11 protein-coding genes are annotated in these 12,271 nt (G+C 65.4%); 4 read left to right on the top strand and 7 right to left on the bottom strand.

The window, feature by feature from the left end:
• Window positions 1-5 precede the first annotated feature (5 nt).
• From LDZ24_RS05915 to rpsB, 7 genes are all read right to left on the bottom strand, one after another.
• The gene (locus tag LDZ24_RS05915; protein WP_248322102.1) at window positions 6-1,223 is read right to left on the bottom strand and encodes a 1-deoxy-D-xylulose-5-phosphate reductoisomerase; all 1,218 of its coding nucleotides are present in this window, start codon (window positions 1,221-1,223) and stop codon (window positions 6-8) included.
• 19 nt (window positions 1,224-1,242) lie between these two features.
• Window positions 1,243-2,055 (bottom strand): phosphatidate cytidylyltransferase, encoded by an 813-nt coding sequence (locus tag LDZ24_RS05910; RefSeq protein ID WP_248322101.1) that lies wholly within the window; start codon window positions 2,053-2,055, stop codon window positions 1,243-1,245.
• Window positions 2,049-2,831 (bottom strand): polyprenyl diphosphate synthase, encoded by a 783-nt coding sequence (gene uppS / locus LDZ24_RS05905; RefSeq protein WP_175940134.1) that lies wholly within the window; start codon window positions 2,829-2,831, stop codon window positions 2,049-2,051. Before uppS ends, LDZ24_RS05910 begins: the two co-directional genes overlap by 7 nt.
• Window positions 2,832-2,915: 84 nt before the next feature.
• Window positions 2,916-3,476: a ribosome recycling factor gene (frr, locus tag LDZ24_RS05900; RefSeq protein WP_159835988.1), complete on the bottom strand. Its 561-nt coding sequence runs from the start codon at window positions 3,474-3,476 to the stop codon at window positions 2,916-2,918.
• 104 nt (window positions 3,477-3,580) lie between these two features.
• Window positions 3,581-4,294, bottom strand: coding sequence for a UMP kinase (pyrH, locus tag LDZ24_RS05895; RefSeq protein WP_159835987.1), 714 nt, complete (start codon window positions 4,292-4,294; stop codon window positions 3,581-3,583).
• A gap of 251 nt (window positions 4,295-4,545) precedes the next feature.
• Window positions 4,546-5,427: a translation elongation factor Ts gene (gene tsf, locus LDZ24_RS05890; RefSeq protein ID WP_175940133.1), complete on the bottom strand. Its 882-nt coding sequence runs from the start codon at window positions 5,425-5,427 to the stop codon at window positions 4,546-4,548.
• Between the two features lie 134 nt (window positions 5,428-5,561).
• The gene (gene rpsB / locus LDZ24_RS05885) at window positions 5,562-6,314 is read right to left on the bottom strand and encodes a 30S ribosomal protein S2 (RefSeq protein ID WP_087043768.1); all 753 of its coding nucleotides are present in this window, start codon (window positions 6,312-6,314) and stop codon (window positions 5,562-5,564) included.
• 388 nt (window positions 6,315-6,702) lie between these two features.
• On the opposite strand from rpsB, the gene map reads away from it, so the two are divergent.
• The 4 genes from map (at window position 6,703) to LDZ24_RS28105 (ending at window position 12,246) form a co-directional block, all read left to right on the top strand.
• Window positions 6,703-7,512 carry a type I methionyl aminopeptidase gene (map, locus tag LDZ24_RS05880; protein ID WP_175940132.1) on the top strand — a complete coding sequence of 270 codons (810 nt, stop codon included), beginning with the start codon at window positions 6,703-6,705 and terminating at the stop codon, window positions 7,510-7,512.
• Window positions 7,513-7,602: 90 nt separating this feature from the next.
• A complete protein-coding gene (locus LDZ24_RS05875) occupies window positions 7,603-10,188 on the top strand; it encodes a [protein-PII] uridylyltransferase (protein WP_248322100.1) in 2,586 nt (861 codons plus the stop codon).
• Between the two features lie 214 nt (window positions 10,189-10,402).
• Window positions 10,403-11,596, top strand: coding sequence for a hypothetical protein (locus LDZ24_RS28110; protein WP_371747397.1), 1,194 nt, complete (start codon window positions 10,403-10,405; stop codon window positions 11,594-11,596).
• Entirely contained in the window at window positions 11,515-12,246 is a 732-nt protein-coding gene (locus tag LDZ24_RS28105; protein ID WP_347879149.1) for an rRNA pseudouridine synthase, read from the top strand. Before LDZ24_RS28110 ends, LDZ24_RS28105 begins: the two co-directional genes overlap by 82 nt.
• Window positions 12,247-12,271: the final 25 nt, after the last annotated feature.

Raw genomic sequence — 12,271 nt, 5'->3', positions numbered from 1 at the left:
CGGCCTCAATGGGCGATGGGTTCCGCGCCTGGCGCGCTCGCAGTGAGCTCTGCGACGAAACGGGACGCGAGACGGCGCGCGCTGGCATCGGCGGCGAGCACGTCGTCGAGCGATGCGGCGCTCGTGTTCGGCAAGGCGCTCAGCACCCGCTCCACCACGCCGCCGATCGACATGAAGCCGATGCGCCGCGCGAGGAACGCTTCGACCGCGATCTCGTTCGCCGCGTTCAACGCCGCGCTCGCGATGCCGCCGGCTTCGAGCGCGTCGATGGCGAGCGCGAGACACGGAAAGCGAGCGAAGTCGGGCTTCTCGAAAGTCAGCGACGCGATCTGCGCGAGGTCCAGCGGCGCGACGCCCGACTCGACGCGATCCGGGAACGCCAGCGCGTGCGCGATCGGCGTGCGCATGTCCGGATTGCCGAGTTGCGCGAGCACCGAGCCGTCGGCGTACGACACCATCGAGTGAATCACGCTTTGCGGGTGAATCAGCACTTCGATGCGCGAGCCCGGCAGATCGAAGAGCCAGTGCGCCTCGATGACTTCGAGGCCCTTGTTCATCATCGTCGCGGAATCGACGGAAATCTTGCGGCCCATCGCCCAGTTCGGATGCTTGCAGGCTTCGTCGGGCGTGACGTCGACGAGCGTCGAAGGCTCGCGCGTACGGAACGGACCGCCGGAAGCCGTGAGAATGATCTTCGACACGCCGCCGTGCAGGCGCGCCTCGTTGTCCGCGCAGGGCGGCAGGCACTGGAACACGGCGTTGTGCTCGCTGTCGACGGGCAAGAGCACGGCGCCGTTGTCGCGCACGGCGTCCATGAAGATCTGGCCGGACATGACCAGGGCTTCCTTGTTCGCGAGCAGAATGCGCTTGCCGGCGCGCGCGGCGGCCAGCGTCGGCGCGAGGCCCGCCGCGCCGACGATCGCCGCGACCACGGTGTCGCACTGCGCGGCGCGGGCCACGTCGACGAGCGCGTCCGGGCCGTACGTCACTTCGGTCTTGCTGCCGGCGGCGCGCAACGCCGCGGCGACGCGCGCGGCGGTTTCGGCATCGCCCACGACCGCCACTTCGGGCTGGAAACGCAGGCACTGCGCGACGAGTTTGTCGCCGTTACGGTGAGCGGTGAGCGCGTAGACCGAGAACCGGTCCGGGTGCCGCTCCACGACGTCGAGCGTGCTGTCGCCGATCGAGCCCGTGGAGCCGAGCAATGTAAGACGTTTTTGCATGAAATCTTCTCTGGCCGATCTATCCGAGCATGAGCAATGCGATCGGCAATACCGGCAACAATGCATCGATGCGGTCGAGCACGCCGCCGTGGCCCGGCAGCAGAGCGCTTGAGTCCTTGACGCCGGCCTGGCGTTTCAGGAGCGATTCGAACAAATCGCCGACCACGCTGAACGCCACCAGCACGGTGAGCGCGACGAGCGCGCGCGCCCAGCCGAGATGTCCGACGAAAGCGGAGAACACGGTCGGCGCATAGACGCCGGTGGCCGCCGCCAGCGAGCCGATCACCATGACGGCCGCCCAGCCGCCGATGGCGCCTTCCCACGTCTTGCCCGGGCTGATGGACGGCGCGAGCTTGTGGCGGCCCAATGCTTTTCCGGCGAAGTATGCGCCTATGTCAGCCAGCCAGACGACTAGGAGAAGCGATAGCACGAACGCGACGCCGACGGTGCGCGCCGCGACGACCGCATGCCAGCACGCGACGAACACGATGATTCCGGCGAAAAGCAGAAACGCGCGCCACGCGCCGCCTGCCAGAACCGGCTTGCGCAAGAGCGCATACGGTCCCGCGAGCACCCAGAAAATCGCCGCCATCTGGAAGAGCGCCTTCGGCGCGACGCCGAGGTACGTGCTGAAAATGAGCGCGAGCCCTGCGACCAGCGCGTACGCCACGGGCCCTGCGCCGTTGAGCTTCAGCAGGCGTCCCCACTCCCACGCGGCGAACACGACGACGAAACCGATCAGCGCGCCGAATGCGCCGATCGGCGCGAACAGCGTGACCGGCACCAGAACCGCCAGCAGCACGATTGCCGTGATGACACGGGTCTTTAGCATGAAAGGGTGTCGGCCTTCTGCGATTGGGACGCGAGTTGCGCGCTGGTGCGCCCGAAACGGCGCTCACGGCCGCCGTATGACGCGATCGCGCGGTCGAGCGCGTCGGCGTCGAAGTCGGGCCAGTAAGTGTCGGTGAAATAGAACTCGGTGTACGCAAGCTGCCACAGCAGGAAATTGCTGATGCGCTGCTCGCCGCCCGTGCGGATGAAGAGGTCCGGCTCGGGCGCGTAAGCCATGGCGAGATGCTCGGCGAAGGACTCGTCGTCCACGCGGGCGGGCGTGCCCTGTTCGAGCGATTGCGCGATGAGCTTCTTGGTCGCCTGCATGATGTCCCAGCGCCCGCCGTAATTGGCCGCGATGGTCAGCGTGAGGCGCGTGTTGCGCGCGGTCTTGGTTTCGGCGCGCTGAATCAGCGCGCGGATACGATCGTCGAACATGGAGATGTCGCCGACGACGCGCAGGCGAATGCCGTTGGCGTGCAGCTTGCCGATTTCGCGTTCCAGCGCGGTCACGAACAGGCGCATGAGGAACGACACTTCTTCCGTCGGACGACGCCAGTTTTCGGAACTGAACGCGAACAGCGTGACGAATTCGACGCCGCGCTTGGCGCAGCTTTCGACGGTCGCGCGGACCGCATCGACGCCGCGCGTATGACCGGCGACACGCGGCAGGCGCCGCTCGGTCGCCCAACGGCCGTTGCCGTCCATGATGATCGCGACGTGGCGCGGGACAGCCGCGACATCGGGCACGCGAACGGTAGAGCTGGTATAGGTCATGGCCGCTGAATCTTGTAATCGACGGGAAATGAAAAGCCAGCCTGGGTTTTTCGTCACCCGAGGCTGGCAGGACCGGCTAGGGCCTCACACCGTCATGATTTCGGCTTCTTTCGTCTGAACGAGCTTGTCGATTTCCGCCACGAATTTGTCGGTGAGCTTCTGAACGTCGTCACTTGCGCGGCGCTCGTCGTCTTCCGAGATTTCCTTGTCTTTCACGAGCTTCTTCAGTTGCTCGTTCGCGTCGCGGCGCAGGTTGCGCACCGCGATCTTCGCCGTTTCACCTTCGCTCTTCACGACCTTCGTGAGTTCGCGGCGGCGCTCTTCGGTGAGCGCGGGCATCGGCACGCGGATCAGATCGCCTTGCGTGGCCGGATTCAGGCCGAGATCCGATTCACGGATCGCCTTTTCGACGACGGCGACCATCTTCTTTTCCCACGGCTGCACGCCGATCGTGCGGGCGTCGACGAGCGTCATGTTCGCCACTTGCGAGATGGGCACGTTGGAGCCGTAGTAATCAACCTGGATGTGATCCAGCAGGCCGGTGTGCGCGCGGCCCGTGCGGATCTTGGCGAGATCGGCCTTGAATGCTTCGATCGATCGCTGCATCTTCTGATCGACGCCCTTTTTGATGTCAGCCACACTCATTTGAACCTCCAAAACCTGGGTTTACTGGCGATGCGGGCGCCCGCTTCGCCCTCGCCCGGCGCGGTTCACGCCGGGGTGCGCGCGGCGCCCGATTACGCGAGAGTTTACACGTGGACGAGCGTCCCTTCGTCGTCGCCTTGCACGATGCGCTTGAGCGCGCCGGCCTTGGTGATCGAAAACACGCGGATCGGCAGCTTCTGGTCGCGGCACAGGGCGAAAGCCGTGGCGTCCATCACTTGCAGATTGCGGCCGATCGCCTCGTCGAAGCTGATCGTGCTGTAGCGCGTCGCGCTCGGGTCCTTCTTCGGGTCGGCGGAGTATACGCCATCGACCTTCGTCGCCTTCAACACCACCTCGGCGCCGACTTCCGAGCCGCGCAGCGCGGCAGCCGTATCCGTCGTGAAGAACGGATTGCCCGTGCCGGCCGCGAAAATCACGACCTTGCCTTCTTCGAGCTGTCGAATGGCGCGCGGGCGGATATACGGCTCGACCACCTGATCCATGCGCAGCGCCGACTGCACGCGCGCCTCGATGCCCGCGTGGCGCATGGCGTCCTGCAGCGCGAGCGCGTTCATCATCGTGGCGAGCATGCCCATGTAGTCGGCCGTCGCACGGTCCATGCCGGCCGCGCCGCCCGCGACGCCGCGAAAGATGTTGCCGCCGCCGATCACGACGGCCAGTTGCGTGCCCATCCGCACCACTTCAGCGACGTCCGCCACCATCCTTTCGATTGTTGCGCGATTGATGCCGAATGCATCGTCGCCCATGAGGGCTTCGCCGGAGAGTTTGAGGAGTACGCGTTTGTAGGCTGTGGGCATATGAGGTTCCGATCGCGCCGAGGAGGGTTGCAACAACGTAGAACTGTAGGGGTGAAACAATAGTTACCGCAAGCGGCCCGGATCGGACTGACGGGCGCGGCATGCACGGGTTAACCCGAACCTACCGCGCCCGCCACATGATGCGAACCGGAACGCCTTGAATCTTGCGGCAGACGCGTGCTGCGATCCGCCGCGGGTGTTCGCTTCGATGCGGCGCCGCGCCATTTGCGCGCAGGCGCCGCGAATACCGCTTACGACTGCTTGGCCGCCGCGACTTGCGCCGCCACTTCGGCTGCGAAGTCGTCCTGGCGCTTCTCGATGCCCTCGCCCACGACGAACAGCGCGAACTTCTGCACCGACGCGTTGGCTGCCTTCAGCATCTGCTCGATGGTCTGCTTGTCGTTCTTCACGAACGGCTGGTTCAGCAGCGACACTTCCTTCAGATACTTCTGGATGCTGCCGTCGACCATCTTCGCGACGATCTCAGCCGGCTTGCCCGACTCGGCGGCCTTCTGCTCGGCGATGCTGCGCTCCTTGGCGATCAGGTCCGCCGGCACTTCGTCCGACGACAGCGACACCGGCTTCATCGCGGCGACGTGCATGGCCACGTCTTTGCCGACCTGCTCGTCGGCGCCCGTGAACTCGACCAGCACGCCGATGCGCGTGCCGTGCAGGTACGACGCCAGCTTGTTCGTGGTTTCGAAGCGCACGAAGCGGCGGATCGACAGGTTCTCGCCGATCTTGCCGACGAGCGCGAGACGCACCGCGTCCACCGTGTTGCTTTCGTACGGCAGTGCCGACAGCGCGGCCACGTCAGCCGGGTTGCTCTTCGCGACCAGCGCCGCGATGCCCTTGCCGAACGTCATGAAGTCGTCGTTCTTCGCGACGAAGTCGGTTTCGCAGTTCAGCTCGACGAGCGCGCCCACGCCGCCTTCGACGTGCGCCACGACGATGCCTTCGGCCGTCACGCGCGATGCCGCCTTGCTCGCCTTGTTGCCGAGCTTCACGCGCAGCAGCTCCTCCGCGCGCGCCATGTCGCCATCGGCTTCGGTCAGCGCCTTCTTGCATTCCATCATCGGCGCATCGGTCTTCGCGCGCAGTTCTGCCACCATGCTTGCGGTAATTGCCGCCATCATTCGCTCCTTGAGTCTGTTTGATACGTGCCGCCGGCGTCTGCGCCCACGGCAAAGATTGGTTCAACCATCGCGCCGACTAAAAAAAAGGGGCCTTTCGCAAAGCCCCCTTTTTTGTCGGCCACAGGGCTCGATTACGCCTCTGCGTTGACCTCGACGAACTCGTCGCCTTCGCCGTTGCGCACAGCCTGAACGACGTCGTTCACGGCGTTCGCGCGGCCTTCGAGGATCGCGTCCGCGACGCCTTCGGCGTACAGGGCCACGGCCTTCGACGCGTCGTCGTTACCCGGGATCACGTAGTCGATGCCTTCCGGCGAGTGGTTCGTGTCGACCACGGCGATGACCGGAATGCCGAGCTTCTTCGCTTCGGTGACGGCGATCTTGTGGTAACCGACGTCGATCACGAAGATCGCGTCCGGAATACCGCCCATGTCCTTCACGCCGCCGATCGACTTTTGCAGCTTGGCGATTTCGCGTTCGAACAGAAGCGCTTCCTTCTTGCTCATGCGCTCGGTTTCACCCGACTCGACCGCTGCTTCCATGTCCTTCAGGCGCTTGATGGACACTTTCAGCGTCTTGAAGTTCGTCAGCATGCCGCCGAGCCAGCGGGCGTTGACGAAAGGCATGCCCGCGCGCTGAGCTTCCTGCGCGATGGTGTCGCGCGACTGGCGCTTCGTGCCGACGAAAAGGATCGTGCCGCGATTCGCTGCCAACTGGCGCACGTACTTCAGCGCGTCGTTGTAGAGCGGCAGCGTCTTTTCGAGGTTGATGATGTGAATCTTGTTGCGATGACCGAAGATGTACGGGGCCATCTTGGGGTTCCAGAAGCGCGTTTGGTGACCGAAGTGGACACCGGCTTCCAGCATTTGACGCATCGTGACTGCCATGAAATTCTCCGCGAGGGTTGGGTCTTAAGCCGGCTGCCGCATCCTGCGCCCGGTTTGAGCGACATCTCGCTGACCAGACGCCGGACACCCTGGGTGCGCCGGCTTGAGTTTCGAAAAAGCGCCGCCATTCCTTTCTTATGAACCGCGAGCGCTCTAAGTCTTCCACTCCGGGTGAGCTAAGAAAGTGGACTAAGACTTAGCCCATGAGTATAGCATGTGACGATTACACCGCTCAAGCCGCCCGATGCCCGCGAAAACCGGCGCGCAAAGCGGCGCCGGCGCCCCGCGCGCCGCAGAATCGCCCTGCGAGGCCTTTCCTAAGGTGCGATAATGCCGGCTTCGCGGCTCACGCCCGCCTCCCTGCAAAACCGCGCATTCAGAGCCCGTCATGTCCATTACGCTGAAAAACGAACACGATATCGCGCACATGCGCGTCGCCTGCCGGCTCGCCAGCGAAGTGCTCGATTTCATCACGCCGCATATCGTGCCCGGCGTGACCACCGAAGAACTCGACCGCCTCTGCCACGAATACATGGTGAAGGAACAGGGCACGGTTCCCGCGCCGCTCAACTATCAGCCGCCCGGCTATCCGCCGTATCCGAAGGCCACCTGCATTTCCGTGAACGACGTGATCTGCCACGGCATTCCCGGCGAGAAGGTGCTGAAGAACGGCGACGCGCTGAACATCGACATCACGGTGATCAAGGACGGCTATTTCGGCGACACGAGCCGCATGTTCATCGTCGGCGAAGGCTCGATTCTCGCGAAACGCCTCGTGCAGACGACCTTCGACTGCATGTGGCTCGGCATCGATCAGGTGCGCCCCGGCGCGCATCTGGGCGACATCGGCCACGCCATTCAGAAGCACGCCGAAGCGCAGGGCTACAGCGTCGTGCGCGAATACTGCGGCCACGGCATCGGCACGGTGTTCCACGAGGAGCCGCAAGTGCTGCATTACGGGCGGCCGGGCACGGGCATCGAGTTGCAGCCGGGCATGATCTTCACCGTCGAGCCGATGATCAACGCCGGCCGGCGCGACATCCGCACGATGCCCGACCAGTGGACCGTCAAGACGCGCGACCGCAGTCTCTCGGCGCAATGGGAGCACACCGTGCTTGTCACGCCGACGGGCTACGAAGTGCTGACGGTGTCCGCCGGCACGCAGGCGCCGTCGCAACTGATCGCGGCGACGGCCTGAGTGCCGCGCCAACGCGCTGCGCGCGCCGCGCGAGAGCCGCCTTCCGGTTCCCTCGTCCGCCGTTCCATTCATCTCTCGCTGATCCGTCCCATGAGCGTCACTGCCGTCGTCGCCTCGCCTTGCGAAACGCTGCGCGCCGCCTACAAGGCGGCGAAGGCGGCACTCATCGAACGCTTCAAGACGGCATCGAATGTCGACTCGTTGATGCAGGCGCTCGGCCGCGCCACCGACGACGCGCTCAAAGGCGCCTGGTCCGCCTCCGAGATGCCCGCGAACGCCACGCTCGTCGCGGTCGGCGGTTACGGGCGCGGCGAGCTTGCGCCCTACTCCGACGTCGACATTCTCGTGTTGCTGCCGGACGCCGTGCCGCAGGCCGAGGAGGCCGATCTCAACGAACGCGTCGAGCGGTTTATCGGCATGGCCTGGGATCTCGGCCTCGATATTGGCAGCAGCGTGCGCTCCGTCGAGCAATGCATCGCGGAAGCCGCGAACGACGTGACCGTGCTGACGTCGCTGCTCGAAGCGCGGCGCCTTTGCGGCGACGCGGCGCTCTTCAGTCGCTTCACGGAGCGCTATCGCGAAACGCTCGATCCGCGCGCCTTCTTTCAGGCGAAGGTGCTGGAGATGCGGCAGCGTCACGCCAAGTTCCAGGACACGCCGTACAGCCTGGAGCCGAACATCAAGGAAAGCCCGGGCGGGCTGCGCGACCTGCAACTGATTCTCTGGATCACGCGGGCGGCGGGGTTCGGGTCGAGCTGGCGCGAACTGGATGCGCGCGAACTGATCACGGAGCGCGAGGCGCGCGAACTGCGCCGCAATGAAGCCTTTTTGAAGACGCTGCGCGCCCGCCTGCATGTGATCGCAAAGCGCCGGCAAGACATTCTCGTGTTCGATTTGCAGACGCCGCTCGCCGAGAGCTTCGGCTTCAAGGCGACTGCCGCCAAGCGCGCGAGCGAACAGCTGATGCGCCGCTATTACTGGGCGGCCAAAGCCGTCACGCAGCTCGCCACTATCCTGATCCAGAACGTCGAAGCGCAGCTTTTCCCGTCGACGTCGGGCGTCACGCGCGTGCTGTCCGAGCGTTTCGTCGAGAAGCAAGGCATGCTCGAAATCGCCAGCGACGACGTGTTCGAACGCGAACCGCACGCCATTCTCGAAGCCTTCCTGCTCTACGAGCAGACGCGCGGCGTGAAGGGCCTGTCCGCGCGGACGTTGCGCGCGATCTACAACGCGCGCGAAATCATGGACCGCAACTGGCGGCGCGACCCGGAGAACCGGCGTCTTTTCATGGAGATCCTGAAGCAGCCCGAAGGCATCACGCATGCGCTGCGGCTCATGAACCAGACGAGCGTGCTCGGGCGCTACCTGCTGAACTTCCGGCGCATCGTCGGGCAGATGCAGCACGACCTCTATCACGTCTACACGGTCGATCAGCACATCCTGATGGTGCTGCGCAATCTGCGCCGCTTCGCCATTGCGGAGCACGCGCACGAATACCCGTTCTGCAGTCAGCTGATGGGCAACTTCGAGCGGCCGTGGGTGCTTTACGTCGCGGCGCTGTTTCACGATATCGCGAAGGGCCGCGGCGGCGATCATTCGACGCTCGGCATGGCGGACGCCCGCCGCTTTTGCCGCGAGCACGAGATGAGCGCCGACGACACGGAACTCGTCGTGTGGCTGGTGCAGCAGCATCTGACGATGAGCCATGTCGCGCAGAAGCAGGACACGAGCGATCCGGAAGTCATCAAGCAATTCGCGTCGGTGGTGAAGACGGAGCGCCGCCTGACCGCCCTCTATCTGCTGACCGTGGCGGACATTCGCGGCACGAGCCCGAAGGTCTGGAACAACTGGAAAGGCAAGCTGCTCGAAGACCTGTACCGTGCGACGCTCGCCGTGCTCGGCGGCGCGCGGCCCGACACGCATTCCGAACTCAAGTCGCGCAAAGAAGCCGCGCTTGCGCTTCTGCGCCTGGAAACGGTGCCCGAGCACGCGGAAAAGCGGCTGTGGGGTCAGCTCGATGTCGGCTATTTCCTGCGACACGATCCGGCGGACATCGCCTGGCAGACGCGCGTGCTGTACCGGCACGTGGAGAGCGACGCGCCGATCGTGCGCGCCCGTCCCTCGCCGATCGGCGCGGCGCTGCAGGTGCTCGTCTATCTGCGCGACCGGCCGGATCTTTTCGCCGGCATCTGCGCGTACTTCGACAAGAACGGCCTCTCGGTGCTCGATGCGCGCATCACGACGACGCGCCACGGCTACGCGCTCGACAACTTCCTCGTCGCGCATCCGGATCACGACGGCAGTTATCGCGATATCGCGAATCTCGTCGAGCAGCAACTGAGTGCGCGCCTGACGGACGAAAGCATTCTGCCGGAGCCGTCGAAGGGCCGCGTCTCGCGGCTCGTGCGCACTTTTCCGGTCACGCCGCGCGTGGATTTGCGCCCCGACGAGCGTGGCCAGTACTACATCCTGTCTGTGTCGGCGAACGACCGGCAGGGCCTTCTTTATTCGATCGCGCGCGTGCTCGCGCAACACCGGATCGGCGTGCAGGCGGCGCGCATCAACACGCTCGGCGAACGCGTCGAGGACGTGTTCCTGCTCGATGGCCGAGGCCTGTCGTCGAACCGCACGCAGATCCAGGTCGAAACCGAACTGCTGCGCGCGATCGCAGCCTGAGACTTTATGCGCGTCAAACTGACAGCCAAACATCCGCGTCCCACGTCGGCGACGCGATCGCCGATCCGTTCCGGATCGATCACTGGGCGCAAGCCTGCGCGCGATGCCGCGCCTGAGAAGGCGCTGGTCAAGCGCGGGAAGCCGGCGGAGGCGCGGGCGGGTTCGACCGGGCGGTCGGATGCGTCGGGCGAGCGGAGGCCTTTCAAGTCGCGTGATGCGGCTGGGGATCGCGATACGCGTTCCGACGAGCGGCGTGCTTTCAAAGCGCGTGGCGATGATTCGCGGGGTGCGTTCGGCGATCGTGGTCCGCGTCGGGCGGCTGAAGGACGCGGTGACCGCGAATCGCGTTCCGACGAGCGGCGTGCTTTTAAGCCGCGTGGCGATGATTCGCGGGCTGCGTTCGGCGATCGTGGTCCGCGTCGGGCGACTGAAGGACGCGGTGACCGCGATTCGCGCAGCGACGACCGCCGCCCGTTCAAGCCACGCGGCGAGGATTCGCGCCCGGCTTTCGGCGATCGTGGTCCGCGTCGAGCCACTGAAGTACGCGGCGACCGCGATTCGCGTTCCGACGAGCGGCGTGCTTTTAGGCCGCGCGGCGATGATTCGCGGGCTGCGTTCGGCGATCGTGGTCCGCGTCGGGCGACTGAAGGACGCGGTGACCGCGAATCGCGTTCCGACGAGCGGCGTGCTTTTAAGCCGCGCGGCGATGATTCGCGGGCCGCATTCGGCGATCGCGGTCCGCGTCGGGCGACTGAAGGACGCGGCGATCGCGATTCGCGTTCCGACGAGCGGCGTCCTTTCAAGCCACGCGGCGACGACTCGCGCCCGACTTTCGGTGATCGTGGACCGCGTCGCACAGCGGAAGGACACGGCGAACGACGTTCCAGCAGCGACGACCGGCGCCCGTTCAATCCACGCAGCGACGACTCGCGCCCGACTTTCGGTGATCGTGGACCGCGTCGGGCGACCGAAGAGCGCGGCGATCGCGATTCGCGTTCAGACGACCGCCGCCCGTTCAAGCCACGCGGCGATGATTCCCGCCCGGCCCTCGGCGATCGCGGCCCGCGTCGTCCGACTGAAGCGCGCGCCGACCGTGATTCCCGCAGCGACGACCGCCGCCCGTTCAAGCCACGCAGCGACGACTCCCGCCCGTCGTTCAGCGATGGCGGCCCCCGCAAGCCGACTGAAGCACGCGATTCCCGCACGGACGACCGTCGCTCATCGAAAACGCGCGGCGACGCTCCGCGCGCGGCCTTGGCAGCCAACGAAGGAGCCCCCAAGAAACCCCACGCTCACGGCGACAACCTCGTACGCCTGTCGAAAGTCATGTCCGAACTCGGCCTGTGTTCCCGCCGCGAGGCCGACGAGTGGATCGAAAAGGGCTGGGTGCTCGTCGATGGCGAAGTGATCGACACGCTCGGTTCGCGCATCCGGCCGGATCAGAACATCGAAATTCTGCCCGCCGCCCGATCCGCGCAGTCGCAACTGGTGACGATCCTGTTGCACAAGCCCGTCGGCTACGTGTCGGGTCAGGCCGAAGACGGCTACGAGCCCGCCGTCACGCTCATCAACCCGTCGAATCACTGGGACGAGGACCGCTCGGGCATTCGTTTCTCGCCCGGACATCTGCGCACGCTCGCGCCGGCGGGCCGTCTGGATATCGACTCGACCGGCCTGCTCGTTCTGACGCAGGACGGCCGCATCGCGAAGCAACTGATCGGCGGGCACTCCGAAGTGGACAAGGAGTACCTCGTGCGCGTGCGTTACGGCGAGCATACCGTCGATGTCGACCAGCACCTGCCCGCCGAAAAGCTCGCGCTGCTGCGTCACGGTCTGGAACTCGACGGCGTGCCCCTCAAGACCGCGCAGGTGAGCTGGCAAAACGGCGAGCAGCTTCGCTTCGTGCTGCGCGAAGGCAAGAAGCGTCAGATTCGCCGCATGTGCGAACTAGTCGGGCTGGAAGTCGTCGGCCTGAAACGTATCCGCATGGGACGCGTGACACTCGGGGCGCTGCCGCCCGGCCAGTGGCGTTATCTCGCACCCAACGAGACCTTCTGATTCGTCACGCGTCGCGAAAACGCGA

This window comes from Caballeronia sp. Sq4a, from assembly GCF_023170545.1.
Taxonomy (GTDB): domain Bacteria; phylum Pseudomonadota; class Gammaproteobacteria; order Burkholderiales; family Burkholderiaceae; genus Caballeronia.
Note: the sequence above shows the minus strand (reverse complement) of the source record. Positions and strands in the feature narration are given on the sequence as shown.